At 64.1% G+C, this 26,878-nt stretch carries 25 protein-coding genes; 2 read left to right on the top strand and 23 right to left on the bottom strand.

Going from position 1 to position 26,878, the window contains the following annotated elements; all coding sequences use genetic code 11:
- The first annotated feature begins 52 nt into the window (after positions 1-52).
- Positions 53-1,597 carry a bifunctional diguanylate cyclase/phosphodiesterase gene (locus tag FJ951_RS01620; RefSeq protein ID WP_140513180.1) on the top strand — a complete coding sequence of 515 codons (1,545 nt, stop codon included), beginning with the start codon at positions 53-55 and terminating at the stop codon, positions 1,595-1,597.
- Positions 1,598-1,615: 18 nt separating this feature from the next.
- Here FJ951_RS01620 and FJ951_RS01615 read toward each other — a convergent pair whose 3' ends face one another.
- From FJ951_RS01615 to rimP, 10 genes are all read right to left on the bottom strand, one after another.
- Positions 1,616-2,635, bottom strand: coding sequence for a class I SAM-dependent methyltransferase (locus FJ951_RS01615; protein WP_140513178.1), 1,020 nt, complete (start codon positions 2,633-2,635; stop codon positions 1,616-1,618).
- A 69-nt stretch (positions 2,636-2,704) separates the two neighbouring features.
- Entirely contained in the window at positions 2,705-4,852 is a 2,148-nt protein-coding gene (gene pnp / locus FJ951_RS01610) for a polyribonucleotide nucleotidyltransferase (protein ID WP_140513176.1), read from the bottom strand.
- 413 nt (positions 4,853-5,265) lie between these two features.
- Positions 5,266-5,577 carry a 30S ribosomal protein S15 gene (rpsO, locus tag FJ951_RS01605; RefSeq protein WP_281405124.1) on the bottom strand — a complete coding sequence of 104 codons (312 nt, stop codon included), beginning with the start codon at positions 5,575-5,577 and terminating at the stop codon, positions 5,266-5,268.
- Positions 5,578-5,716: 139 nt separating this feature from the next.
- Positions 5,717-6,811: a magnesium/cobalt transporter CorA gene (gene corA, locus FJ951_RS01600; protein WP_140513174.1), complete on the bottom strand. Its 1,095-nt coding sequence runs from the start codon at positions 6,809-6,811 to the stop codon at positions 5,717-5,719.
- A gap of 44 nt (positions 6,812-6,855) precedes the next feature.
- Positions 6,856-7,827 carry a tRNA pseudouridine(55) synthase TruB gene (gene truB, locus FJ951_RS01595; RefSeq protein ID WP_140513172.1) on the bottom strand — a complete coding sequence of 324 codons (972 nt, stop codon included), beginning with the start codon at positions 7,825-7,827 and terminating at the stop codon, positions 6,856-6,858.
- Positions 7,827-8,240 carry a 30S ribosome-binding factor RbfA gene (rbfA, locus tag FJ951_RS01590; protein WP_140496786.1) on the bottom strand — a complete coding sequence of 138 codons (414 nt, stop codon included), beginning with the start codon at positions 8,238-8,240 and terminating at the stop codon, positions 7,827-7,829. Before rbfA ends, truB begins: the two co-directional genes overlap by 1 nt.
- Positions 8,241-8,354: 114 nt before the next feature.
- Entirely contained in the window at positions 8,355-10,928 is a 2,574-nt protein-coding gene (infB, locus tag FJ951_RS01585) for a translation initiation factor IF-2 (protein WP_140513170.1), read from the bottom strand.
- Positions 10,925-11,575, bottom strand: a complete 651-nt coding sequence (locus FJ951_RS01580) for an RNA-binding protein (protein WP_140497289.1) — start codon at positions 11,573-11,575, stop codon at positions 10,925-10,927. The genes infB and FJ951_RS01580 overlap by 4 nt, the downstream gene beginning before the upstream one ends.
- Before the next feature lie 38 nt (positions 11,576-11,613).
- Complete coding sequence (gene nusA / locus FJ951_RS01575) at positions 11,614-13,209, bottom strand: transcription termination factor NusA (protein ID WP_140496790.1); 1,596 nt, start codon at positions 13,207-13,209, stop codon at positions 11,614-11,616.
- Positions 13,210-13,258: 49 nt separating this feature from the next.
- Positions 13,259-13,906: a ribosome maturation factor RimP gene (gene rimP, locus FJ951_RS01570; RefSeq protein ID WP_140513168.1), complete on the bottom strand. Its 648-nt coding sequence runs from the start codon at positions 13,904-13,906 to the stop codon at positions 13,259-13,261.
- A gap of 294 nt (positions 13,907-14,200) precedes the next feature.
- Here rimP and FJ951_RS01565 point away from each other — a divergent pair, with 294 nt between their 5' ends.
- On the top strand, positions 14,201-14,365 hold the full coding sequence (locus tag FJ951_RS01565) for a hypothetical protein (protein ID WP_140496794.1): 165 nt from the start codon (positions 14,201-14,203) through the stop codon (positions 14,363-14,365).
- A 113-nt stretch (positions 14,366-14,478) separates the two neighbouring features.
- On the opposite strand, the gene FJ951_RS01560 is transcribed toward FJ951_RS01565, so the two are convergent.
- The 13 genes from FJ951_RS01560 to FJ951_RS01500 form a co-directional block, all read right to left on the bottom strand.
- Entirely contained in the window at positions 14,479-15,180 is a 702-nt protein-coding gene (locus FJ951_RS01560; RefSeq protein ID WP_140513166.1) for a tRNA (guanosine(46)-N(7))-methyltransferase TrmB, read from the bottom strand.
- A 27-nt stretch (positions 15,181-15,207) separates the two neighbouring features.
- A complete protein-coding gene (metK, locus tag FJ951_RS01555; protein ID WP_140496798.1) occupies positions 15,208-16,473 on the bottom strand; it encodes a methionine adenosyltransferase in 1,266 nt (421 codons plus the stop codon).
- Positions 16,474-16,642: 169 nt separating this feature from the next.
- Positions 16,643-17,062 (bottom strand): helix-turn-helix transcriptional regulator, encoded by a 420-nt coding sequence (locus FJ951_RS01550; protein WP_140496800.1) that lies wholly within the window; start codon positions 17,060-17,062, stop codon positions 16,643-16,645.
- A gap of 139 nt (positions 17,063-17,201) precedes the next feature.
- Positions 17,202-18,794, bottom strand: a complete 1,593-nt coding sequence (lnt, locus tag FJ951_RS01545) for an apolipoprotein N-acyltransferase (protein WP_140496802.1) — start codon at positions 18,792-18,794, stop codon at positions 17,202-17,204.
- A 200-nt stretch (positions 18,795-18,994) separates the two neighbouring features.
- Positions 18,995-19,462 (bottom strand): VOC family protein, encoded by a 468-nt coding sequence (locus tag FJ951_RS01540; RefSeq protein ID WP_140496804.1) that lies wholly within the window; start codon positions 19,460-19,462, stop codon positions 18,995-18,997.
- 10 nt (positions 19,463-19,472) lie between these two features.
- On the bottom strand, positions 19,473-20,567 hold the full coding sequence (locus FJ951_RS01535) for a hemolysin family protein (protein ID WP_140513164.1): 1,095 nt from the start codon (positions 20,565-20,567) through the stop codon (positions 19,473-19,475).
- A 27-nt stretch (positions 20,568-20,594) separates the two neighbouring features.
- Positions 20,595-21,101, bottom strand: coding sequence for an rRNA maturation RNase YbeY (ybeY, locus tag FJ951_RS01530; RefSeq protein ID WP_140513162.1), 507 nt, complete (start codon positions 21,099-21,101; stop codon positions 20,595-20,597).
- A gap of 17 nt (positions 21,102-21,118) precedes the next feature.
- Entirely contained in the window at positions 21,119-22,111 is a 993-nt protein-coding gene (locus FJ951_RS01525) for a PhoH family protein (protein ID WP_224518987.1), read from the bottom strand.
- Positions 22,112-22,194: 83 nt separating this feature from the next.
- A complete protein-coding gene (miaB, locus tag FJ951_RS01520; protein WP_140513158.1) occupies positions 22,195-23,604 on the bottom strand; it encodes a tRNA (N6-isopentenyl adenosine(37)-C2)-methylthiotransferase MiaB in 1,410 nt (469 codons plus the stop codon).
- Between the two features lie 64 nt (positions 23,605-23,668).
- Positions 23,669-24,469 carry a lysophospholipid acyltransferase family protein gene (locus FJ951_RS01515; protein WP_140513156.1) on the bottom strand — a complete coding sequence of 267 codons (801 nt, stop codon included), beginning with the start codon at positions 24,467-24,469 and terminating at the stop codon, positions 23,669-23,671.
- A 21-nt stretch (positions 24,470-24,490) separates the two neighbouring features.
- Positions 24,491-24,985 (bottom strand): ribosomal protein S18-alanine N-acetyltransferase, encoded by a 495-nt coding sequence (gene rimI / locus FJ951_RS01510; protein WP_140496816.1) that lies wholly within the window; start codon positions 24,983-24,985, stop codon positions 24,491-24,493.
- Positions 24,985-25,662 carry a tRNA (adenosine(37)-N6)-threonylcarbamoyltransferase complex dimerization subunit type 1 TsaB gene (gene tsaB, locus FJ951_RS01505; protein WP_140513154.1) on the bottom strand — a complete coding sequence of 226 codons (678 nt, stop codon included), beginning with the start codon at positions 25,660-25,662 and terminating at the stop codon, positions 24,985-24,987. The genes rimI and tsaB overlap by 1 nt, the downstream gene beginning before the upstream one ends.
- 109 nt (positions 25,663-25,771) lie before the next feature.
- Positions 25,772-26,878 carry a DUF1513 domain-containing protein gene (locus FJ951_RS01500; protein ID WP_140513152.1) on the bottom strand — a complete coding sequence of 369 codons (1,107 nt, stop codon included), beginning with the start codon at positions 26,876-26,878 and terminating at the stop codon, positions 25,772-25,774.

The following is a 26,878-nucleotide window of genomic DNA, read 5'->3' as shown; positions in this document are numbered from 1 at the left end:
ACTCATTTTAAGGGCCTGTCGGCTATAGAGTCCCGCAATTTGGGGACTTTCAATGCCTGCCGTCAGCAACCCGAACCGCACACCGGTGTTCCGGCTGATCACCATAGCCAGTTCGGGCATTGGCAGTTTCATTCTCGGCATCTGGGGGCTGAAGCACGCGCTTGGCGACGGCTTTGCCGGCATGCCGGCGGACGTGATGGTGGCGATCATGGCTGCCCTTTGCGCATTGGCGGCGGCGGGAGCCGCGATGTCTTTCTTCGCCGGCGTCGATGAATCGGCTGATTTCGTCTTCAACGAAACCCAGTTCGACAAGCTGACCGGATTGCTGGCGCGTCCGGCGATGGTCGGCAAGATCGCCGAGGCAGCCTGCGCGACGAGCCGCACCGGGGCCCCGATGTTCCTCATCGACATCGACATCGACCGGTTCAAGCAGATCAACGACGCGATCGGCTACAGCCAGGGCGACGAATTGATCCGCGCCTTTACCAAGCGGCTGCAGGCCTGCGTGCCCGAGCGCGTGCAGATCGGGCGCATCGGCGCCGGCGAGTTCGCGGTGCTGCTTCCCGATCATCAGATTCAGGGAACGATGGAAGCTATGGTGGAGAGGCTCATCGACGAGATGATGGAGCCCTATGAGCTCAGCAGCCACCAGCAATCGGTGAGCCTGTCGGTGGGCATCGTGGCGATGCCCAAGGACGGCGTCGACCCGGTCCTCATCCTGCGCCGCTCCAACCTGGCGCTGCAAAATGCGCGCGCCAGGGGAGTCGGCAACTGGTCGGTTTTCGATACCGAGATGGGGCGGGTCGCCGATCATCGCCAATGGGTCGAATCCGAGCTGCACATCGCATTCGAGCGCGGTGATTTCGACCTTCACTATCAGCCGCAGCTGGACCTGCCGAGCGGCCGCATCGTCGGCTATGAAGCGCTGATCCGCTGGAACCATCCAGAACGCGGCATGATCCCACCTCTGGAGTTCATCCAGATCGCCGAGGAAACCGGCATGATCAATCCGATCGGCGAATGGGTTCTGCGCAAGGCATGCAGCGACGCCCGCCATTTACCCGACGACTGCTTCGTCGCCGTCAACATCTCGCCGGTCCAGTTCATGACCAAGGACTTCATCGGCCTCGTGCGCGACACGATGCGGACCACCGGCATCAAGCCCTCGCGGCTGGAGCTGGAAGTCACCGAGACGGCCATGATGCAGGACCGCGACCGCGCCGCCGCCATCCTGAAAGAGCTTGCCGATATGGGCATCTCGGTTGCCGTCGACGATTTCGGCACCGGCTATTCCAATCTCAGCTACCTGATCGATTTTTCATTCGGCAAGCTGAAGATCGACCGCTCCTTCGTCAGCCGCATCGATACGGATTCGAGCTCCGGCGCCGTCGTATCGACCATTGTCGGCCTCTCGCGAGCACTCGGCGTCAGTATCATTGCCGAGGGTGTCGAGACAGAGGACCAGGCGACACTGCTCAGGGCAGCCGGTTGCGAGGTGGTGCAAGGCTATCTGTTCGGCCGGCCGGCGCCGCTTGCGGTCATGGCCGGCGAGGGACATGTCATCGAGGATTCGAGGCGCGTCGCCAATCTGCACTGAGTGCCACGCTGTTGCGTGTCAGCGACGCGCGGAAAGAACCTTGAACATGCCGTCACGGGCGAGCTCGGCATGGCTGGAGAAGGCGGCGGCCAGTACCGGCTCGTAGGGCAGCTGGCGGTTCGCCACCATGTACAGCCGCGCTCCCGGCTTCAGCGCCTTTGCCGCTGCCCGGATCAGGCCGGCGCCGATCTCCGGTTCGGCCGCGCGGCTGCGATGAAAAGGCGGGTTCATGATGACCGCGTCGTAGCGACGCTCGACCGGCTCCCCCTGCAGGTCCGTCCAGAAGAAACCTTTCGCAACCGACTGGCTGGCCGTGGCAAGATTGGCTTTGGCGGCTTCGAGCGAAGCGAAATCCGCCTCATAGAGATCAAGTGCCGAGATGCCGGGCGAACGCGCTTCCATCTCCGCCGCCAGATAGCCCCAGCCGGCGCAGAAATCGGCGACATGGCCGCGCAGGTCGGCCGGAAGATGGTCCGCCAGCAACTTCGAACCGGCATCGACACGATCGAAGGAAAACATGCCGGGCGCCGTGCTGAAGCGGCCGTCGACCAGCCCGGCGGGATTGGCGGCACGCAGCGCTGCTGCCGTCTCCGTCCCGGCCGGCCGGCGAAGCCAGAAGGCGATGCCGTGATATTTGGGCAGATGGCCTTCGAGCGGCACAAGCTCGTCCATGCGCTTGCGCAGGCTGGCGATGCCATCATCCTTGCCGCCGGCAATGACGATCAATCCGCCCTCGGTGACGCGCTCCAGCGCATCCGCGATGCGCAGCTCGTTCTGGCCGCGATGGCGGCCCGCGAGCACCAGCGCGGCGTCAAAGCCATCGCCCTGCGTTTGCGGGGTGACAGTGAAGCCCGCGGCTTGCAGCGCGCGAAAATGCGGCCGGAAGCCTTGCACCACGTGCAGCTCGGCGTCGAAGTCCCGCGGTGTCCGCAAGCCGGATTCGGCCCCGAGAAAAAGCATGCGCTCGCCCTTTCGCGGCAAGGCGACCGCCTCGGCCTCGAATGGATGGAACAGCGTCTTCAGCACTTCAGCGGACATGCCTTTGCTCCATAAACGAAAACGGGCGCGACATGAGCCGCGCCCGCTTCGATTTTTCCGTTAGCCAGTTCAGGCGGCGTTTTCTTCGCTCTCGGCCTTCTTGTCGCGAACGATTTCCTTGCCGGTGGCCTGGTCGACGACCTTCATCGACAGGCGGACCTTGCCGCGCTCGTCGAAGCCCATCAGCTTGACCCACACCTTGTCGCCTTCCTTGACGACGTCCGAAGTCTTGGCGACCCGGTCGTTGGCAAGCTGCGAGATGTGGACGAGGCCGTCACGCGGGCCGAAGAAGTTGACGAAAGCGCCGAAGTCGGCGGTCTTGACGACCGTGCCTTCGTAGATTTCGCCGACTTCCGGCTCGGCGACGATGGTGTGGATCCACTTCTTCGCCGCCTCGATCTCCTTGGCGTTCGCCGAAGCGATCTTGACCGTGCCGTCATCCTCGATGTTGATCTTGGCGCCGGTCTTCTCGACGATCTCGCGGATGACCTTGCCACCGGAACCGATCACGTCGCGGATCTTGTCGGTCGGGATGTGCATGACCTCGATGCGCGGCGCGAACTCGCCGAGCTCGGCGCGCGCGCCGGACAGCGCGTGGCCCATTTCGCCGAGAATATGCTGACGACCGTCCTTGGCCTGGTCGAGAGCGATCTTCATGATCTCCTCGGTGATGCCCTCGATCTTGATGTCCATCTGCAAGGAGGTGATGCCGTTGGCGGTGCCGGCGACCTTGAAATCCATGTCGCCGAGGTGATCCTCGTCGCCCAGGATGTCGGAGAGCACGGCGAAGCGCTCACCTTCCTTGATCAGGCCCATGGCGATACCGGCGACCGGCTTGGCCAGCGGCACGCCGGCGTCCATCAGCGCCAGCGAGGTGCCGCAGACGGTTGCCATCGACGACGAGCCGTTGGACTCGGTGATCTCCGAGACCACGCGCAGCGTGTAGGGGAACTGGTCTGATGTCGGCAGCATCGGGCGGATGGCGCGCCAGGCGAGCTTGCCGTGGCCGATCTCGCGGCGGCCGGGCGAGCCCATGCGGCCGGTCTCGCCGACGGAATAGGGAGGGAAGTTGTAGTGGAGGAGGAACTTCTCCTTGTACATGCCGGTCAGCGAATCGACATACTGCTCGTCCTCGCCGGTGCCCAGCGTGGCGACGACCAGCGCCTGGGTCTCGCCGCGGGTGAACAGCGCCGAACCGTGGGTGCGCGGCAGGACGCCGACCTCGGATACGATCTTGCGCACGGTCTTCAGGTCACGGCCGTCAATGCGCGAACCAGTGTCGAGAATGTTCCAGCGCACGACCTTGGCTTGGAGCTCCTTGAACACGCTGCCGATCTGCTCGGAGGAATATTTCGGCTCTTCGCCTTCGGCCGGAGCGAAGGCCGCCTTGACCTTGGCCTTGACGGCGTCCACGGCGGCATAGCGCTTCTGCTTGTCGGTGATCTTGTAGGCGTCGCGAAGCTCGTCGCCGACGATCTTCAGCATCTCGGCTTCGAGAGCGGAATAGTCCGGCGCGGTGAAGTCGCGCGGGTCCTTGGCGGCGACTTCGGCCAGCTTGATGATCGCGTCGATCACCGGCTGGAAACCGCGATGGCCGAACATGACCGCGCCGAGCATCAGGTCTTCGCCGAGCTCCTTGGCTTCGGACTCGACCATCAGCACGGCGTCGGCGGTGCCGGCGACGATCAGGTCGAGCTTGGATTCCTGCATCTCGTCGACATGCGGGTTGAGCACGTATTCGCCGTTGATGTAGCCGACGCGGGCGCCGCCGATCGGGCCCATGAAGGGCACGCCCGACAGGGTCAGGGCCGCCGAGGTGGCGACGATCGACAGGATGTCCGGATCGTTCTCGAGATCATGCTGGACGACGGTGACGACGATCTGCGTGTCGTTCTTGTAGCCGTCGGCAAAGAGTGGGCGGATCGGGCGGTCGATGAGGCGCGAAACCAGCGTTTCCTTTTCGCTCGGACGACCTTCACGCTTGAAATAGCCGCCCGGGATCTTGCCGGCGGCGTAGGTCTTTTCTTGGTAGTTGACGGTCAGCGGAAAGAAGTCGAGGCCCGGCTTGGGCTCCTTCATCGAAACGACCGTGGCGAGAACCTTGGTCTCGCCGTAGGTGGCGAGCACGGCGCCGTCGGCCTGGCGCGCGATCTTGCCGGTTTCGAGGATGAGCGGGCGACCGCCCCATTCGATTTCCACTTTGTGGTGATTGAACATGTCTTGTCCTTCATATGAGGAAAGGGCCGCGCCGTTTCAGCGTGCGCGGGTGCCCTTTCCCCTGGCTTCCTTTCTCGGGCAGCCACGGGCAAGACAACGGGAAGCTCGATCCATGTCGGCCGGATGGCCGCGCGAGCGTCCTGCAATCCTGCCCCATGACCGTCCATGGGGTGGCTTCGAGGGGGCCCTCTGCACGCTCGAAACCGGATTTGGCCAATCGATCCGACTGGCCCTGCGCATGACCCCACAAGCAGCGGCTTGTGGAATGCGTCACGCGCAAACTCAACTTGTTGGAGCGTCCGTCCGGCATCCGGATGGGTGCGCGGCGCTCCAGTACCTGCATTCGAGATCGGATTGGTCCGGTGCTCAAATGCGCGACCGGCGGGCCCTTGTGAGGCCCGCCGGTCAATTCGTCAACGGCGCAGGCCGAGCTTCTCGATCAGCGTCTGGTAGCGCGTGTCGTCCTTGCGCTTGAGATAATCAAGCAGGCTTCGGCGCTGGGAGACGAGAGCGAGCAGACCACGGCGGGAATGGTTATCCTTCTTGTGGTCCTTGAAATGGTCGGTCAGGTTCTTGATGCGCTCGGAAAGGATGGCTACCTGAACTTCCGGAGACCCGGTGTCGCCCTTGGCGGTTGCGAATTCAGTCATCAATTCCTGTTTGCGCTCGGCAGTAATCGACATCGTGTTTTTCCTTATCTGTTCGAGGAAACGGGTCGCCCTCAGCCGGGATGTCGTCCAGCAGGGGCCGGTGCAAGCAGAGCGTCATAGCGCTAAGCTGCGGCGCATATAGTGCAATTCCCAAGAAAACACCAGCCCAATTCACGAAGCCGGCTTTTCACGCCAAAACGGCAAGTTATCCCTGTCAAAGCCATTTTTTCCATTTGAAGAAGGCAATCAGCCCAACCGCGACCACGGCCATGAACAGCAGCGACAAGGGATAGCCGTAATAGGCCTTCAGCTCAGGCATGTTCCAAGGCGACGTCTCCGGATCGAAATTCATGCCCCAGACGCCGACCAGAAACGTGAGCGGCATGAAGATGACCGAGACGATCGTCAGATAGGAAATGACGTCGTTGGTGCGTGCCTGGCTCAGCGACAGATGCATCTCGATCAGGCCGGTCAGCATGTCGCGCTGGTTCTCGACCAGCTCGATCAGCCGCAGCGCGTGGTCGAGCGTATCGTTCAGGAAGACCTTGGTTTCGGCCTTCACATAGGACACGTCGTTGCGGATCAGCGTCGCTAGCGCATCGCGCACCGGCCACAGCACCCCCTTCAGCACATTGGCGTCGTGCCGCAATCCATGAAGCTGCTGCATCTGATGCTTGTGCGGTGCGTGCAGCATCTGGTCCTCGATGCTGTCGACGAGTTCGCCGGCCGCCTCGATCGGCGGAAAGTAGCTATCGACGATGGCGTCGATCAGCGCATAGGCGAGATAGTCGGCGCCACGGGCGCGCAGCCGGTTCGGCGCCGAGCTTTCGATGCGCTTGCGCACCGGATCGAACGGATCGCCTTCGCGCTCCTGGAAGGTGACGACGAAATTCTTGCCAAGGAAAACGGCGATCTGCTCGTAGCGGTGCGAGGCGACGTCGTCGATCATCCGCACGACCACGAAAGCATGGTCTTCGTAGAAATCCACCTTCGGCCGCTGGCCCGTGTTGACGACGTCCTCCAGCGCCAGCGGATGCAGGCTGAAGATGCGGCCGATCTCCTTGATCAGCTCGATATTGGCCAGGCCGGTGCAGTCCAGCCAGATGACCGGCCACTTTTCGCAATTGGCATTGACGTCGTCGATGCTGGCATTGTCGATCGTTTTGGACTTTTGCGGCGAGATCAGGGTGAGCCGCAGTTCCGAGCGTCGCGCCGCGGGATCGGCGATCAGCGTTCCGGGCGATGCACCGACCGGCGGCCGCCTGGCCCTGAGCGGCGCCCGCGTCTTGATCGCCTCAACCTTTGCCATGCGGCCCCTCGGATAGATATCGCATAGAGATTAGACGAGGGCCCTCACCCGGCAAAGACCCGTTTGGGCTTGAACATGCCCTGCTCGATGGCGCCGATGGCCACCAGCTTGCCGCGCGCGGTCGCGCAGGCTTCCTCGGCCTCCACCGGCGCGTCGCGGCCGCGGATGATGACGGGATTGCCGAGGCGGATCTTCGTCGCCGCATCGTCGCTGATGGCTATCTGCGGCAGGCAGTCGAGTGCCGCCGAGGTGTCGACAAGCAGCGCGTCGATCGCGGCAAAATCGATCGGCGCTTCTATCGAATCGGGGGACGGTTGCTGCGTGCCATGACCCTGCTCGCCGAAGCGCGCCGCCTCCAGTTCGGCGACGGTGACGAAATCCTCGGCGGTGAACGGCTCGACCTCGATCCGGCGCAGTTCAGAAATATGGCCGAAGCAGCCGAGATCGCGGCCCATGTCGCGGGCCAGCGAGCGCACATAGGTACCCTTGCCGCATTCGACCTCGAAAACCGTGTGATCGGCCCCGTGCTCGACGATGTCGAGGCGGCCGATTTCGATCTCGCGCGCGGGAATGTCGACCGTCTCGCCGTCGCGGGCGAGATCATAGGCGCGTTCGCCCGCGATCTTGATGGCCGAGAATTGCGGCGGCGTCTGCATGATGACGCCGGTGTATTTCGGCAGCAGCGCCTGCACTTCGGCCTCCACGGGGCGCCCGTCGGAGTCCCTCGTCACCGGACCTTCGAGGTCGTCGGTCGAGCGCTCCTGCCCCCAGGCCACGGTGAAGCGGTAGATCTTGGCGCCGTCTTGGACGTAGGGCACGGTCTTGGTGGCTTCGCCGAGCGCGATCGGCAGCATACCGGAAGCGAGCGGATCGAGCGTGCCGGCGTGGCCGGCCTTCTCCGCCTGGAACAGCCACTTGATCTTGGAGACGGCCTCGGTCGAGCCCATGCCGACCGGCTTGTCCAGCACCACCCAGCCCGAGACCGGCCGGCCCTTCTTCTTGCCGCGGCGCGCCATTATTCGCTGTCCTTATCGTCGTCGTCCGCATCCAGATCGCGCGCCACTTCCGGCGATTTCAGGAGATCGTTGATCCTGGCGAAATTGTCGAAGGAGGTGTCGAGCCGGAAGCGAAACTCGGGCATGTACTTCATCTGCCGCAGCGCGCCGGAGACACGGCCGCGGATGAACTTGGCATGCTTGTTGAGCGCCTCGACCACCGCGCCGGCGTCCGTGGCGCCGAGCGGCGAGATGAAGGCGGTTGCGATCTTGAGGTCGGGCGACATGCGCACTTCCGACACCGAAACCACGGCATTCTCGACCAGCGGATCGATGATCTCGCCGCGCTGCAAGGTTTCGGACAGCGCATGGCGCACCTGCTCGCCGACGCGCAGCATGCGCTGGGATGGGCCTGATGTGGTCGAACGGGGCATTTTTTCTCGATCCTGAAAGCGTGGGGCGCGGGATAGGACCGTGCCTCATGTCTCAAATGTTTGCCAGGCGGCGGCCTCTCGGCCACCGCCTGGCATGACGGACGTCACACGAACTCAGAGCGTGCGGGTTACCATCTCGACGCGGAAGCACTCGATGATGTCGCCGACGCGCATGTCCTCGTAGTTCTGGAAGGCCATGCCGCATTCCTGGCCGCCCGGGACTTCCGAAACCTCGTCCTTGAAGCGCTTCAGCGTCTTCAGCGTGCCTTCGTGGATGACGACGTTGTCGCGGATCAGGCGCACGCCCGCGCCACGCTCGACCTTGCCTTCGGTGACACGGCAGCCGGCGATCTTGCCGACCTTGGTGATGTCGAATATCTCGAGTATCTGCGCATTGCCGATGAAGGTCTCGCGACGCTCCGGCGAGAGCATACCCGACAGAGCCGCCTTCACGTCATCCACGAGGTTGTAGATGATCGAGTAGTAGCGGATCTCGATGCCAGCGGCCGCGGCAGCGGCGCGTGCCTGCACATTGGCGCGGACGTTGAAGCCGATGATCGCCGCGCCCGACGTCTCCGCCAGTGACACGTCGCTTTCGGTGATGGCGCCGGCGCCGGCATGGACGATGCGCGCACGCACCTCGTCGGTGCCGAGCTTGTCGAGCGCTGCGTTGATCGCCTCGATCGAACCCTGCACGTCACCCTTGATGACCAGCGGGAACTCCTTCAGTCCGCTCGTCTGCAGCTGCGACATCATCTGTTCGAGCGAACCGCGCTGGCCGGCATGACGGGCAACCGCCTTCTCGCGGGCCAGACGCTGGCGGTACTCGGTGATCTCGCGGGCGCGGGCCTCGTTGTTGACCACGGCGAAGCGGTCGCCGGCCTGCGGCGTGCCCTGGAGGCCGAGCACCTCGACCGGCATAGCCGGCGGCGCTTCCTTGACGTGTTCGCCACGATCGTCGACCAGCGCGCGCACCCGGCCCCATTCATTGCCGGCGACAAGGATGTCGCCCGGCATCAGCGTGCCGGTCTGCACCAGCACGGTGGCGACGGGGCCACGGCCCTTGTCGAGCTGCGCCTCGATGACGACGCCCTCGGCGGTGCGGTCCGGATTGGCCTTGAGGTCGAGGATTTCGGCCTGCAGCAGGATCGCTTCGAGCAGCTTGTCGAGATTGGTGCCCTTGGTCGCCGACACTTCGACGTCCAGCACCTCGCCGCCCATCGATTCCACGAACACTTCGTGGCGCAACAGCTCGGAGCGCACTTTCTGCGGATCGGCGTCATGCTTGTCGATCTTGTTGATCGCCACGATGATCGGAACGCCGGCCGCCTTGGCATGGCTGATCGATTCGATCGTCTGCGGCATCACGCTGTCGTCGGCCGCCACCACCAGGATGGCAATGTCGGTGGCCTGGGCGCCGCGGGCGCGCATGGCCGTGAAGGCGGCGTGGCCGGGCGTGTCGATGAAGGTGATCTTCTGACCGTTCTTCTCGACCTGATAGGCGCCGATATGCTGGGTGATGCCGCCGGCCTCGCCGGAGACGACATTGGCGTTGCGGATCGCGTCGAGCAGCGAGGTCTTGCCGTGGTCGACATGCCCCATGATGGTCACGACAGGCGGCCGCGACACCAGGTCTTCCGGACGGTCGGCGATGTTGAACAGGCCTTCCTCGATGTCGGACTCGGCGACGCGGCGGACCGTGTGGCCGAATTCGGTGGCGACCAGTTCCGCCGTGTCGGCGTCGATGACGTCGCCCGGCTTCAGGATCTGGCCCTGCTTCATGAAGAACTTGACCACATCGACGGCGCGCTCGGACATGCGCTGCGCCAGTTCCTGGATAGTGATGGTTTCGGGCAGGATCACTTCGCGCATAACCTTCTCGCGCGGCTCATTGTGCATCGCGCGCTTGAACTTTTCCTGGCGGCGGCGCATCGACGACAGCGAACGGGCCCGCGCATCCTCGTCGGAAAGCGCGGAGTTCAAAGTCAGCTTGCCGCGACGGCGGTCTTCCTCGCCCTTGGTCGGCTTGGCCGGACGCGCCACTTCGGGCGTCACCAGACGGCGCACCGGCGCACCGGCGCCAGTCCGCTTCGGCTTGACCTCTTCTTCCTCGTCGGCGGTCGCCAGTTCGGCGGCCTGCGGCGCGCGGCGACGCGCCTCTTCCTCGGCGCGGCGGCGGGATTCGGCCTCGGCCTGCAACCGCGCTTCTTCCTCGGCCTGGCGGCGTGCGGATTCCTCGCGCTCGCGCTTGCGGCGCTCCTCATCCTCGGCGCGGCGCTTGGCTTCCTCGACGGCGCGCTGGCGGTCCTCGACCTCGCGCGCTTTGGAGCCTTCGAGCGCCCTCCGGCGCGCTTCCATTTCGCTGCGCGACAGTTCGTTCAACACCATGCCGCTGCGCTCGACCGGTGCCGGCGGAGGTGGAGGCGGCGCCTTGGGTGCCTCCTGCACGACGGGAGCCGCCGCGACCGCCGGCTTCGGGGTGAACACGGGTGCCGCCACCGCCGGCTCCGGCTTGTCGCCGGGCAGCGAGAATTTGCGCTTCTTGGTCTCGACCACGACCGACTTGGTGCGGCCGTGCGAGAAGTTCTGGCGCACGGTGCCCTGTTCCATGCCGGGGCGCTTCAGCGTCAAGGTCTTCTTCGGCGTAACACTCAACGTCTTGTCGTCGCCCGATTTCGTATCGCTCATTCCATATCCTCTGCGGCCTCATCTTCGTCAGCAACGGCCGCAAGCATTGCCAGATCGTCCGGGGTACCGCCCCGATATCGGTCGAGCGCAACCATGCGCTTCTGGACCGCCTTACCCGCGTCTCCCGCGAGGACGGCAGCATGTATCACATTTGTACCCCCCAATGCCAAGCTCAACTCGGCCTCGGAGAAAAGTTTGTAGGCAAGGATGGAGGGGCCGCCAATATGGACGGTCGCCCGCCGCGCCTGGCTGATCTTGCGCACGCCATCGTCTGAGGCTTCGGTCGCGTGGAGCACGAAAAGCGCCAATCCACCGCGCACCGCGCTCTCCACCTTGGTGGCGCCCAGCGCGATCGCCCCTGCCTTGCGAGCGAGACCCAGCATGCCAAGGGCGGATCTGGAAAGCAGCCCATCGACCATGCCGCCGAGATCGGGCGGCACGACCACCTGTGCCTTAAAGGCGCGGCTAAAAAGGTTCTTGGCCGCCGCCTTGTCGATATGTAGGCGGTCGGCGCTCACCCAGCAACCACGGCCGGGCAGATTTCTCTTGAGATCCGGAACGACGGCCGAATCCGGGCCGACGACGAACCGGATCAGTTCATCCGGTTCGGCCTGCTTGCGGGTGACGATGCAGGTGCGATCGTTCATCTCGTCCAAGGGCGGTTTCTGTGCGATGCGGTTTCACCTCACGCACCAACGGCTTCGTCAGCCGGCGCTTCTTCGGCTGCAAGCTCGTCTTCGGAAATCCAGCCGGCCTTGAGACGGGCCGCGAGCACCATCTGCTCGGCATCGGCGCGCGAAACGCCATGATCGGCCAGCACGCCCGGATACACCTTGGTCTCGCCGTCCTTGCGTTCCTTCCAGCCGGTGAGGTCGTCGGCGGCATAGCCGGCGAAATCCTCGATCGTCTTCACGCCGTCCTCGCCGAGCGTCACCATCATGGCGGTGGTGATGCCGGGGATTTCGCGCAGCTCGTCCTTGACGCCCAGCGCCTTGCGCTTTTCGTCGTGCTCGGCTTCGATCTTCTCCAGATATTCGCGGGCCCGGGTCTGGATCTCCGAGGCGGTATCCTCATCGAAGCCGTCGATCGAGGCGATTTCGCCGGCATCGACATAGGCGACTTCCTCGACGCTGGTGAAGCCTTCGGAGGCGAGCACCTGGCCGACCATCTCGTCGACGTCGAGAGCTTCCATGAACAGCGCCGAGCGCTCGACGAATTCCTTCTGGCGGCGCTCGGATTCCTCGGCCTCGGTCAGGATGTCGATATCCCAGCCGGTGAGCTGCGAAGCGAGGCGCACATTCTGGCCGCGGCGGCCGATGGCCAGCGACAGCTGGTCGTCCGGCACCACCACTTCGATGCGCTCGGCGTCTTCGTCGAGCACGACCTTGGCGACTTCCGCCGGCTGCAACGCATTGACGATGAAGGATGCGGCCGAGGGCGACCACGGAATGATGTCGATCTTCTCGCCCTGCAATTCGGCGACGACCGCCTGGACGCGGCTGCCGCGCATGCCGACGCAGGCGCCGACCGGATCGATCGAGCTGTCGCGCGAGATGACGGCGATCTTGGCGCGCGAACCGGGATCGCGGGCGACCGACTTGATCTCGATAATGCCGTCATAGATCTCCGGCACTTCCATGGTGAAGAGCTTGGCCATGAACTGCGGATGGGTGCGCGACAGGAAGATCTGCGGGCCGCGCTGCTCACGGCGCACGTCGTAGACATAGGCGCGGACGCGATCGCCATATTTGTAGTTTTCGCGCGGGATCAGCTCGTCGCGGCGGATGATCGCTTCGCCACGGCCGAGATCGACGATGACATTGCCGTATTCGACGCGCTTGACGGTTCCGTTGACGATCTCGCCGATGCGGTCCTTGTATTCGTCATACTGGCGGTCGCGCTCGGCCTCGCGCACCTTCTGCACGATGACCTGCTTGGCCGACTGGGCGGCGATGCGGCCGAAATCCATCGGCGGCAGCTGTTCGGCGATGAAGTCGCCGAGCTGGGCGTCGGGATTGCGCTCGCGCGCCGAGGAAATGGCGATCTGCGTGGCATAGTCGTCGACCTTCTCGACCACTTCCATCAGCCGCTGCAGCTTCATCTCACCGGTGTTGGGGTTGATGTCGGCGCGGATGTTGGTCTCCTGGCCATAACGCGAGCGTGCCGCCTTCTGGATCGCATCAGCCATGGCGGCGATGACGATCGACTTGTCGATCGACTTTTCACGCGCGACCGCATCGGCAATCTGCAGCAGTTCAAGTCTGTTGGCGCTTACAACCATGTTTTTTCTCCCGAGCCTGTTTGCCGGCCCTTGGGGCCTGGCAGCTCAATCAACTTTCCTGTTCGTGTTCTTCCGTAGCGCCCGATTCCGTACCCTCTGGTACGTCGTCGTCCGGTTCGCCGCGGCGTTTCTTGGCTTCCTTGCGCGCCCTGTTGTCCTTCGACAACGCATCACGGATGAGGTCGTCGGTCAGGATCAGCCGGGCTTCGGCAATGGCGTCGTAGGGCACGCGCACCGTCGGCTCCTCACCATAGGCCGCCTTGTCGCGCTCGATCAGCACATCGTTCTCACCGGCTTCGGCGATCTTGCCCTTGAAGCGCTTGCGATCCGCGACAACGACCGATGTTTCCATCTTCACCAGATGACCGGTCCAGGTCACGAAATCCGATTTGCGCACCAGCGGCCGGTCAATGCCGGGCGATGAGACTTCGAGATGATACGCCTTCTCGATGGGATCGTCGACGTCGAGCGCAGGCGACACCGCACGGCTCACCTCTTCGCAATCCTCGACGGTCATGGTGCCGTCCTCGCGCTCAGCCATGATCTGCAGCGTCAGCCCGTTCTGGCCGGACAGATGCACGCGTACAAGGCGAAAGCCGATGCCGCGCAGCACCGGCTGGACGATCAGCGCGATGCGCGCATCGATGCCGCTTTCGCGGATGATGCGATCGTCGCTCTCGCTTGCCGTTGACGTCATTCGATTCCTGTCGATCATTCTCTAGCCGTCGGCAGGTAATAAAAAAGAGCGGGACCGGGTGGACCCACTCTTCGTCATACCGACCAAGAATTTGAGGCTGATATAAACGATCCGCCCCGGTGTTTCAAGCCCGCCGTCCCAACTGCGCGAATGTCCTGGCGCATTGGGGTTGCGCCAGGTGCATGCCATCCATGCGGCAACGGCCCTTGTTGGTCCTCAAGCCGCGCTCCTATCTATGTTGCATTGCACAAAACGACAGCGATAGCGCGTCACCGCACGCGAAAGGACATGACAATGAACAGCCGCAAGGTTTTTTCCGCCATAGGCGATCTCTTCACCACATTCGGCAGCGCCGTAGCCGCGTCGCGGGCGGTGGAAGCCGGCCGCAAGCCGCGCGCCCAGGATCTGCGCAGCCTCGGCATGGATCCGACGGCTTTCGACAAGATCGGCCGTTTCTGAACTCCGGCCAACGGGCGACATTCGATTTCTGTGTCCCCGCAACAATTGAAGATCTCTCCCTCACGAAGGGCCCAGATCCTGATGCCCAAATCCCGATGCCTGGGACCTGATGCCTAGGTCCTGATGAAGGTAAGATAGGCCGGCCGCCTGCCCTCGCGGACGGCTTTCGCCTCGTAGCGGGTGCCTGGCCAGCCATCGTAGGGGCGATGCCAGTCGACGGCCTCTGAAGCCTGCCAGGCGAAACCGCCATGCGCGCGGCAATGCAGCAGTGTCCAGTTCACATAGGTGTCGATGTCGGAAGCGAAACGGAATTCGCCGCCACGCTTCACAACGCGTGCGAAACGCTCGAGATTGACTGGGCTGACGAAACGGCGCTTCCAGTGCTTCTTCTTCGGCCACGGATCGGGATAGAGCATGTCGATGCCATCGAGCGAGGCCTGCGGCAGCCAGTCGAGCAGCCGCGTGGCGTCGTCGTCGTAGACCCTGAGGTTGGCCAGCGGCTTTTCCCGCACCGCCATCATCATCTTGGCCATGCCGTTGACGAAGGGCTCGACACCGATAAAGCCGGTCATCGGCGCTTCGGTCGCGCGATGCAGGAGATGCTCGCCGCCGCCAAAGCCGATTTCGAGGCGAACGGCGGAAACATCGGCTTCGAACAGAGCCCGCAGATCCGACGGCGCCTCGGTCGTCAGATCGATCCGATAGGTGTCGAGGCCGCTTTCCAGCGCCGCCGCCTGCTGCGGGCGAACCGGCTTTCCGCGCCGACGGCCGAAGAAGGCTTCTGTCGCGCGGCTTGGCCTGTCCCCGGAACTCATCGGCTGATCAAGGTCCTGTCGCCGCCCTCAGGCAGCGACAGCATCCTTGAGCGCCTTGGCGAGATCGGTCTTTTCCCAGGAAAAAGATCCGTCGCGGCCGGCCTTGCGACCGAAATGACCGTAGGACGAGGTCTTGGCGTAGATCGGCTTGTTAAGGTCGAGGTGGCGGCGGATGCCGGACGGCGACAGGTCCATCACAGTGCGCAGCGCCTCCTCGAGCCTTGCCTCGTCGACCTTACCGGTGCCGTGCAGGTCGACATAGACCGACAAGGGCTGGGCGACGCCGATGGCGTAGGAAAGCTGGATGGTGCAGCGGTCGGCAAGTTTCGCCGCCACAACGTTCTTGGCCAGGTAGCGCGCCGCATAAGCGGCCGAACGGTCGACCTTGGTGGTGTCCTTGCCCGAGAAAGCGCCGCCGCCATGGGGTGCGGCGCCGCCATAGGTGTCGACGATGATCTTGCGGCCGGTCAGCCCGGCGTCGCCATCAGGCCCGCCGATAACGAACTTGCCGGTCGGATTGATGTACCACATGCAATCGTCGGCGATCTTGAGGTCACCCAATGCCTCGCGGATATAGGGCTCGACGACCTTGCGCACCTTCTTGGAATCCCAGCTCGCATCGAGGTGCTGGGTCGACAGCACGATCTGCGTCGCTTCGGCGGCCTTGCCGTCGATATAGCGGACGGTGACCTGGCTCTTGGCGTCCGGCCCGAGCTTGCCTGCATCGCCGTTGTTCTGGTGGCGGGCGGCGGCCAGAAGTTCGAGGATCTTGTGGCTGTAGTAGATCGGCGCCGGCATCAGGTCCGGCGTCTCGCGGCAGGCATAGCCAAACATGATGCCCTGGTCGCCGGCACCCTCCTCGCCCTGGCGGTCGGAGGCATTGTCGACGCCTTGGCCGATGTCGGGCGACTGGCCATGCAACAGAACGTCGATCTTGGCCTTTTTCCAGTGGAAGCCGGCCTGCTCATAGCCGATCTCGCGGATCGCCTTGCGGGCGACCGACTTGAACTTCGCCGGGTTGACGACCGGATGGCCGGCGGCATCCCTCAGGATGTTGCCTTCCTTGTCCTTCTTCAGCAGCGTCTCGGGAACGCGCACCTCGCCGGCGATGACGACGCGGTTGGTGGTCGCCAGCGTCTCGCAGGCGACGCGGACTTTCCACGGATCCATGCCCGTCTTCTTGGCCTCACGGTAGACCAGGTCGACGATCTCGTCGGATATCCGGTCACAGACTTTGTCGGGATGGCCCTCGGCAACGGATTCCGAGGTAAAGAAGTAGTTCTGCCGCGTCACGGGTGTCCCCTCTTGAAAAAACGATCGGCAGGCTGCCGATTTGGCGCGCCACGTGTTAGCGGGGCGAAGCGCCGCTCGTCAAGCGGTGCCGCCCTTCTGGCATGAATGTCGATGTCGATATTTTGTACCACCAGCGGCCGAAATGCCGCCGGTCGAGTCCTGTTGCGGATCAGTCGGAATCTTCGGACGCCAGCGACTTCACCAGGTCTATGATCCTGCGACGCACCTTGACGTCGGCGATCTTAACGAAGGCCCGGTTGAGTTGAAGGCCCTCCGGGCTGCCGCAGAATTCCACGGCGAAAGCCATCGAAGCATCCTCCGCGAAACCGCGGCCGGCCGGGCTCTCCTGGCCCGGCGCATCCTCGAAAAAGAAGGCGACAGGCACGCCGAGTATGGATGCTATCGCCTGCAGGCGGCTTGCGCCGACCCGGTTGGTGCCCTTTTCATATTTCTGTATCTGCTGAAATGTGATGCCGAGGTTCTCGCCTAGTTTTTCCTGGCTCATTCCCAACATATTGCGGCGAAGCCGGATGCGACTTCCAACATGGATGTCGATCGGATTCGGTTTCTTCTTGTTATCTTCTGTCATTTTTTCCTCGCCGAATTTTTTCGGCTTTGTGATTTTTTTCCTACCCAAACAAAGCCGGAGGCGACTGCCCCAACAGAACGATCCACCGGCTTCGAGAAATTTTCAGGCGTTACAGTATGAGTTTCTAATGTGTCGACTGTCAATTCACCCGTAGCCTTTGCCTTACATTGAACAGGACGGCAGCCAGGGCAAACAGCAACATGATCAGCATTCCGTTAATGCGCAGCTGGCCGGCGGACACGACCGCTTGCCGCGAGATTGGCACACGGACGTCGATGGCCCCGCGCGCGTCGATCGCCAGCGCATCGACGATGCGCCCCCGTGGGTCGACAACCGCCGAGATGCCGTTGTTGGCCGCACGCAACAAGGGCAACCCGTTCTCCACCGCGCGAATCTGAGCCTGCCTGAAATGCTGATAGGGACCCGGCGTATCGCCGAACCACGCATCGTTGGTAACGTTGACAATAAGCTGCGCTGACGTTGCGTCAACCGCCACCAGTTCGGGAAAGATCACTTCGTAACAGATGAAGGGCAAGGCGCGGACGCCATCCGGCAGCGTGATCGCATGCCGCTCATTGCCTGCCGTGAAGGTCACCGGGCCAGCGACCAGTTGTTCGATGCCGAAACGATCGAGCAGGTCGGCGAAAGGCAGGTATTCGCCGAACGGCACCAGATGGACCTTGTCGACGGCGTCAGCGATTTCGCCCTTGTCGTTGATCGCCACCACGGAGTTGTAGTAGCGGCTGCCGGCACCGGCCGCCGCACCGCCTTCCTCGCGCACGACGCCGGCGATCAGCATCTGGCCGGCGTCCAGCATGTCGCCCAGTGCGGTCAAAGCGTCCGGCCGCTCGGTGAGGAGGAACGGGACCGAGGTTTCGGGCCACAGGATCAGTTGCGGCTTTTCATGGCCGGGGTCCGGCGCCTTGGCCGACAGGCCTATCAAGGTGGCGAAGATACGGTCGCGCACCGAGGCGTCCCACTTTTCCGAAAGGTCGACGGCCGGCTGGACGATGCGCACATCGATCGTGCGGGCCTCAGGCGCGGCCGGAGCGTTGAGCCTGAGATAGCCGAAGCCGGCATGAGCGGCCACGAGCACGACAAGCAGCGCGACGCCAAGACGAAGATGCGTGCGCGCCGCCAGCAGCGCCGGCAGCGAGAAGACGAACACGGCGAGCACGTTCATGCCGACCATCCCGGTGACCGAGACGCTCTGCATCAGCAGGGGCACCGGCATCGCCGCGTAGCCGATCGCGTTCCAGGGAAAGCCGGTGAACAGGAAGCCGCGCAGCCACTCGGCCAGCCCGAAGGCGGCGGCCAGGGCCGCGATGCGGCCGATGTCGTTGCTCCACAGGAGCCGGGCGACCATGGCCGCAAAGCCGTAGAAGAAGGCCAATGCAAAGGGGATGCCGACCACCGCGAAGGGCAGCGCCCAGGCGAAACTGTCGGCCTCTACAAGCAGCGCCGATCCGATCCACCACAGGCCGGCGAGGAAATAGCCGAAGCCGAACCACCAGCCGACGGCAAAGGCCGGCCGCAGCCGCGCAAACAGGCTGCCCGAGGCCTCACCGGTCGCCCCGTCGAGCAGCCAGACCAGCAGCGGAAACGAAATGAAACAAGCGGCAAAGAAATCGTACGGCGCCTGGCCGAGCACCGCCAGGGCGCCCGCGAGGAACGCCACGAGCGCACGCCGCCAACCCCAAAACAGAATTATCCGGCCGGCCAGGCGGTTCATGCATTGTTCCGAGTCGTGCGAATCACGGCAGCAGATTTATCAGGCCGCGGCCTGCGCTCCAAACTTCGGGTGGTCTGCCGTGAAACCCACTCACCACTGCTGGAGCGCATCGCGTTTGAACTGATCAGACGACGCGCCTTAGGTCTTTGTTTTTGTGCATGTCCTCCTCCCAAAACCGAAGTTATTTAGGGCGACATGGATCAGCGGTGCCACCCTTCTATGCGCACGTCGCCGAGCCGTTCGGCCTCTTCCAGCGGAACGGAGCGGATGGTCTGGGTGAAGGTCCAGACATGGCCCTCGGGATCGCGCGCCCGATACTGGCGCTCGCCGTAGAACTGGTCCGCCGGCTCCTGGATTATACCGGCACCCGCCGTCCGCGCCTGCTCACAATGTGCATCAATGCCGTCTTTCAGCCTGACATAGACCGACTGCGTGTTCTTGCCCGAGACCGAGGCCGGGCTGGCGACGTAGTCGCTCCATTCGGAATCGACAATGATGTAGCAGTCGCCGAACCGCATCTCGGAATGGACGAGCTTGCCGTCGGCATCGCTGACCACCATGCTGCGCTCGAAGCCGAAAGCTGCCTCCAGCCAATCCAGCGCGGCCCGCGGATCCCTGTAGAACACGCCGGATCCCAAGGCGGCGTGCTTGAAGGGGTCTTCGGTCATCCGCAGGCGCTTAAGCCTGCTCGGTGCGCGCCGCGGCGCGGCGGCGACGTTCGCCCTTCTGGTTCTGCACGATGCGCACGCGCTTGACGCGGCGCGGATCGGCGTCGAGCACATGGAACTCGAAGCCAGGGATGGCCTGCACCACCTCGCCGCGCGCCGGCACCCGGCCAAGCGTGTTGAAGATCATGCCGCCGATGGTGTCGACATACTCGCCATGTTCGCCGGCGGCGAAATCCCCGCCGATCATCTTGGCGACCTCGTCGATCTCGGCCTTGCCGTCGACGACGAACACGCCTTCACCGGTCTGGGTGATCATCGGCTCGTCGTCGTCGTGCTCGTCCTCGATGTCGCCGACCACCATCTCGACGATATCCTCGAGCGAGACGAGCCCGTCGGTGCCGCCATACTCGTCGATGACCAGCGCCATCTGCGTGCGGGTCGTCTGCATGCGGCCCATCAGATCGGAGGCCAGCATGGACGGCGGCACGAACAGCACCGGCCGGATCAGGTTCAGTTCGCCTATGGTGCGCGAGAGATCGACCTGGGTGAGGTCGAGAACCGTGGCGGCGGGTGTCTTCCTGGTCGCCCGGCCTTTCCTGACGCGCGCAATCTTGGTGATATGGGCCAGCACGTCGCGGATATGGACCATGCCGCGCGGGTCGTCGAGCGTCTCGGCATAGACCGGCATGCGGGAATGGCCGGACTGCTCGAACATGCCAAGCAGATCGCCAAGCGTGGTCGTGATCTCGACCGCCTCGATGTCGGCGCGCGGCACCATGACGTCCTCGACGCGCACCTCGCGCAGCCGCAGGATGTTGTTGAGCATGGCGCGTTCGCCCGGCGAAAAGGATTCGACATCGCTCGTCGTCTCGGCGAGCGCGCCGGCGATCTCCTCGCGCAGGCTGGTTCCGTTGCGTTGCCTGAACAGGCCCAGAACGCGGTTGAACAGGGAAGGCCCGGCAGGCGACGGCTCACCGGCGACGCTGCCGGTGTTGGCAACACCAGGGGTAACGGTACTCGGACTTGATCCCTCTTCCGACGTGTCGGAAGCCTTGGTCGCACTGCCGGCGTCGGGGCGGACGGCAGTTTCAGGTTTGTCGTTCATCTTCGTCCGTCAATTGGTTAGAAGTAGTTACGCGTAGGGATCGGGAATGGCAAGTCTGGCGAGCGCGGCGCGCTCGACGGCCTCCATCTCCTCGGCCTCGGCATCGGTCTCGTGATCATGGCCCATGAGATGCAGCAGGCCGTGGATGACGAGATGGGAAATATGGTTCTCCAGCGGCTTGTCTTCCAGTCCCGCCTCGCGCGCCACCGTCTCCGCGGCCAGCACGATATCGCCGAGCATCGGCGGCAGGGGACCGCCCTTGGGGAAAGGAAATGCCGGAAAAGACAAGACGTTGGTCGGCTTGTCCTTGCCGCGCCAGCCGGCGTTGAGCGCCTGGACATGGGCATCGTCGGAAAAAACGACGCTGAGTTCGGAACGGCCAGCCGCACCCGTCTCGGCGAATGCAGCGGCGGCGGCGGCGGCGACCAGCCGGACAAGCTCGGCTTCGTCCGGCCAATGCCCAGCCTCGACCGTCAGATCAATGTCGACGGGCAGCGGCGGAGCCGGCCCGTTCGGCGTTTCGGGCTCAACCATGAGGTCGCTCGATCAAATCAGCCTTCGGTCCCCAGACCGCGGGCGAGCTTGCCGTCACGGTCGTAGGCCTTGACGATCTCGGCGACCAGCGGATGCCTGACGACGTCGCCTTCATTGAAGCGGACCGTCACCATGCCGGTCACACCATCGAGGATCCGGAGCGCCTCGACAAGGCCGGACTTGGTGTTCTGCGGTAGGTCGATCTGCGTCGGGTCGCCGGTGACGATCATGCGCGAATTCTCGCCCAGACGGGTCAGGAACATCTTCATCTGCATCGGCGTGGTGTTCTGCGCCTCGTCGAGAATGACGGCGGCATGCGCCAGCGTGCGGCCGCGCATGAAGGCGAGCGGTGCGATCTCGATCACCTCGGCGGCGATGGCGCGTTCGACCTTGTCGGCCGGCATCATGTCATAGAGCGCGTCGTAGAGCGGCCGCAGGTAGGGATCGACCTTCTCCTTCATGTCGCCCGGCAGGAAGCCCAGCCGCTCGCCGGCCTCGACGGCAGGCCGCGACAGCACGATGCGCTCGACCATGCCGCGTTCGAGCAGCATCGCCGCATGCGCCACCGCCAGGTAGGTTTTGCCGGTACCGGCCGGGCCGATGCCGAACACCAGTTCCGAGCGCTCCAGCGCCCGCATATACGCGTCCTGCGTGAGCGAGCGGGCGTAGATCGTCTTCTTGCGCGTCGATATCTGGGCGGCCGAAACCTTGCCCTTGCGCTCCAGCGTCGGCAGCGTGAGCTGGTCATCGGCGGCGACCGCCATGCGCACGGCGCCGTCGACATCGGACTGGCCGATATCCACCCCCTTCTGGAGAATGCCGTAGAGATTGTCGAGCGCCCGGCGGGCCTGCTCGGCGGCGGAAGCCGATCCCTTGATGGTGAGCTGGTTGCCGCGCGAGCGGATGTCGACGCCCAGTTTCTGCTCGAGCCGGGCGAGGTTCTCGTCGAACTGGCCGTAGAGGGCGCTGGCAAGCTTGTTGTTGTCGAAAGTCAGTACGATGTGCGCCATGTCAGAAGCCCCAGATGCCGGTACCGGGGGCAGGTTCTTCAGCTCCGCTGCGCTCAACCGTCTCTCCTCATCTGCCGAGGTCATCAGACCAATTCGGCGAACAGGCTATTGTAACCCGTCTTCGTGATTCGCACCTGGATAATGTCACCGATTTCGCCGGCCTTTTCATCAACAATAACGGGCTGAAGCCAAGGTGAGCGTCCGACCTTCTGGCCGGCCTGGCGACCTGGCTTCTCGATCAGCGTATCTATGGTGCGGCCGACGAGACTCAAGCCGAAATCCTGCTGCTGCTTCAAAAGCAGCGCCTGGAGCCGCTGCAAACGCTCGTCCTTGACCGCTTCCGGCACATGGCCGGCCATCTCGGCGCCCGGCGTGCCGGGGCGCGGCGAATATTTGAACGAGAAGGCCGAGGCGTAGTTCACCTGGCGCACCAGCTCCATCGTCGCCTCGAAATCCGCCTCGGTCTCGCCGGGGAAACCGACGATGAAATCGCCCGACAGCGCGATATCGGGCCGCACGGCGCGGATGCGGTCGAGCAGCGCCAGATAATCATCCGCCGTGTGCCTGCGGTTCATCGCCTGCAGGATGCGGTCGGACCCGGATTGCACCGGCAGATGCAGATACGGCATCAGTGCCGGCAGGTCGCGATGGGCCGCTATCAGCTCGTCGTCCATGTCGCGCGGGTGGCTCGTGGTGTAGCGCAGGCGCGCCAGCCCGGGAATTTCGGCCAGCCTGAACAGAAGGCGGCCAAGGCCCCATTCCTCGCCGTTTTCGCCTTGCCCATGCCAGGCATTGACGTTCTGGCCAAGCAGCGTCACCTCGCGCACCCCGGCTTCCGCCAGGCGCTCGGCTTCGGCGACGATCTGTGCCACCGGCCGCGACACTTCGGACCCCCTGGTGTAGGGCACGACGCAGAAGGTGCAGAACTTGTCGCAGCCCTCCTGGACGGTGAGGAAGGCGGTGACGCCGCGCTTGATCACCTCGGCGCGCTTCGGCTGCGGCAAGTGCTCGAACTTGTCCTCAATGGCGTAGTCGGTTTCGACGATCTTCTCGCCGCCGCGCACCCTGGCCAGTACGTCCGGCAGCCGGTGATAGGTCTGCGGGCCGATGACCAGGTCGACGGCGGGCGAGCGGCGGATGATCTCGGCCCCTTCGGCCTGCGCCACGCAACCGGCGACGCCGATCAGCAATTCGCGTCCGGCGGCGGCGCGTTCGGCCTTCATTTCGCGAATGCGACCGAGCTCGGAATAGACCTTTTCAGCCGCTTTTTCCCTGATGTGGCAGGTGTTTAGCAGCACCAGGTCGGCTTCGCCGATGGTCTGCGTCGCCGTGTAGCCGTCGGCGGCCAGCGCATCTGTCATGCGCTGCGAATCATAGACGTTCATCTGGCAGCCATAAGTCTTGACGAAGACCTTTTTCGCTGCCGCGGAAATCACTGCCTGCTGTCCAGCCGCAGTGCCGATGTCGTCGCTTTCAACCGTGTTCAAGTCCATCCGGCGGCTTCTAACGCCTTTCCGCGACAAAAAACAGACGATTCTGCCTGGGGGCCTTCGGGATTCAGCGGCTCGGGCGCGGCGCGGCCAGTGCCGCCTGCATCATTTCGCGCACGCGGCTTTCCATCAGCTTCGCCGTTTCCTTCCGGTTCGACCCCTTGGCGAAGGCGATCGGCTCGCCGAAATGCACCTCGACATCGAGCGCGCCTTCCGCCATCAGCACCTTGAGGTGCGGCATCAGATCCTCGTCGCCGATCCACGCCGCGATCGGCCGGTGCCGGCGGCCGAGCGGCACGCCATGCAGCCGGGTATAGGCGATCGCTACCGGCTGGATGAAGACCTGCTCCGCCGCGCCCTCCGAAATCGCCATCGAGGCGGCACCGAACAGCGTGCTCTTGAAGGGCAGGACGATGTTGCCGTCGCCCGTCGAGCCTTCGGCAAACAGCACCATGGCATCGCCCTTGGCCATGCGGTTGGCGATCTCGCTCGCCTGGTCGCCGGACGAGCGCTTGCGCTCACGCTCGATGAAGACGGTGCGCTGGAGCTTCGACAGCATGCCGATCAGCGGCCAGCCTTCCATGTCGGCCCTGGCGATGAACTTCACATCGGCAAACGAGCCCAGCACCATGATGTCGGTCCAGGAGATGTGATTTGAGGCAATCAACAAGGGGCGGCGGTCGGACATCGTGCCGTTTACATGGATGCGCATGCCGAGCGCCCTGACGATCAGCCTGTGCCAGATCTTGAGGATGAAGGTTTCCGGCCACCAGCCGGTCTTCATCGACAGGACCTGCAAAGGCACCAGTATCAGCGAACCGGCGACGACCAGCCCTATCGCCAGGAAAATCCTGATTTTTCCGATCATCGCTCCACCCCGAAACCCTGGCTAGCGAAGATCGCGGCGCATGACAAGCGCGCCGGTCGGTCCATGCTCGGGCGACCTGTAATAGTTGGGGCGCTTGCCGACCTCGCGGAATCCGAGACGCCTGTAGAGGGCGATCGCGGCGACATTGGTCTCGTCGACCTCGAGGAAGAGCGCTTCGGCGCGTTGCGCGTGCAGTTCGCGCAGCACCGCGTCCATCAACTGCCAGCCCAGCCCCTGGCGGCGATGCGACCGCGCCACCGCGACGGTCAGGATCTCGCCCTCGCCGGCCGCCAGCCGGGCCAGCACGAAGCCGACCGGCGGCTTGGCGCCCTGCCCGGTTTCGCGCGCGGCATAGCCGAACACGGTGTCCTGTTCGAGCAAGGCCGCGAACTCGCCATCGGTCCATGGGCGGACGAAGTCCTCGCGGTGCAGGAGCGAGACCGCCGGACTGTCGGTGGTCCTGAGCGGTTCGAGCGCGTAATCGCGGCGGCGCGGCTGGAGAAAAGGTATGCGCATTATTTCCCTTGCCTGGAAAGTATGAACCCGGCCTGCGGCTTGGCGTCGGCGCCGCGCAGATAAAGAGGTTTCGGCCTCTCGCCCTCGCCCTTGGTGACCGCCAGGCGGGCGTAGGTGAGAATGTCCGCGGTCGCCGTCTCGGGTCCGATGTCGAAGGAGCGTCCGGCGGATGCCGCGATCCGCGTCGCGGCGGTTCCGGCGAGCACCGAAGACCGCTCGCTCGCCATGGCCACGGCATCCGCCAGCGTGACCACGGCCGGACCGTAAGTCAAAACCGACATTTCATCATAGAGAGCGGCATGGATCTCCTCGCGGCCGGCATCGAGCGCGGCCAGCACGGCACGGCCGGGAAATGCCCCTGCCGCCTCGGCCGCCAGCGCCTCGAGCGTCGTCACGCCGATTGCAGGCAGCTTGAGCGCCAGCGCCAGGCCACGCGCAGTGGAAACCCCGACGCGCAGGCCGGTGAAGGAACCGGGGCCGACGGAGACGGCGATGGCGCCAAGGCCGGCATAGGCGGTTGCACCGGCCTTCAGCGCCTCGGCGATGACGCCCATCAGATGCTCGGCATGGCCCTTGCCTAGATCGAGCACCGCGCGGCCGAGTTCCTGCCTCGCCCCGGCATCATAGACGCAGGCGGCGCAGAGGTTGGCGGCACAGTCGATGGCGAGCATTTTCATGAAACGACCGGTTCGAAAAACAATTCCCTGTGCCTGCCACAGCGCGCCACCGCAAGGGGAAAGCGCATAATTTCTTAAGCGGCTTCGCTCCGACGCAGCGGGAAGGTGTCTATGCGGCCGGCTCTATGCGCAGCATATGGTTGTCCCAGACGTAGTCCGGTTCGGACCGTGTCGCGCCATTGCATTCGACGATTTCGCCGGCTCCGGTGGTGGCCATAAAACCCGTCCCGTCTGGCGCCACGCCGCAGACCTCGACCAGTGCGCTTGACGAGACGAGCCGCCCGCTCGCCGCATCGATCACCACAAGCGAATTGCCTTCCGGCGAAGAGACGGCAATGGTGCCGGCAACCGGATTGGCGGCGACGGAACCGATATAGTTGCGGAAGCCGGACAGGACATCCCGCGGCATGTCGAGGAGCTGCAAATCCTTGCCGCGCGCGGCGCGGCCGACCAGCAGCGGACGGTCGGTGCCGGGCCCCCTGTACTGGCAGCCGAACCAGACGGTGCCGGTCTGGTCGGTGTCCATGTGGCGGATCGACAGCTGGTGCAGCGCCGCCGGCAATTCGTGCTTCTCGACCAGATCGCCGGTGACACGGTCGATGAGCACATAGGACGGCTTCATGGTGGCGATGTTGAGTTCGGCGCGGCCATAATCGGGATGAGTCTCGATGCCGCCATTGGCAACGGCGATCGTCCTGCCGTCGCCCAGGAGCAGAAGCTCGTGGGGTCCCATGCCATAGGTCGGGAATTCACCAAGGCGCTTGAATTTCGCCCGCGCGTCGTAGACGCCGACGACGCCGGCCGCGTTGTCGAAATCGTTCTCGGTGGCATAAAGCAAGGCGCCGTCCGGGGAGAACACGCCATGGCCGAAGAAATGCCGGCCGGTGATGCTGGCGATGGTCAGCGGTTCATCGCGCCCGGCGTGATCGAAGACCACGGCGAAGGTGCCGGGCTGGCGGGCGAACACCACTGAGCGCTTCGATATGGGATCGAAGGTGACGTCGTGGCCGCGGTCGGGCAAGTCGATCGCGTGCAGGAGCTTGCCGGCCTCGGACAGGATTGCGGCGCCATAGCTGCCGTCGCGCTTGACGAAGGCGGTGGCGAAGACGGCATCGGCGGCAAGCGTATTTGCCCAGGCCGGCGGCGCCATCGCGGCGGCAAAACCGATGCCCGCGGCTCTCAGGAAATCGCGACGGTCAATGAGGGAGGTTTTCAC

This window comes from Mesorhizobium sp. B2-2-3 (assembly GCF_006442405.1).
Taxonomy (GTDB): Bacteria; Pseudomonadota; Alphaproteobacteria; order Rhizobiales; family Rhizobiaceae; genus Mesorhizobium.
The sequence above is the reverse complement of the archived record's forward strand: the minus strand, read 5'-3'. Positions and strand labels throughout refer to the sequence as shown.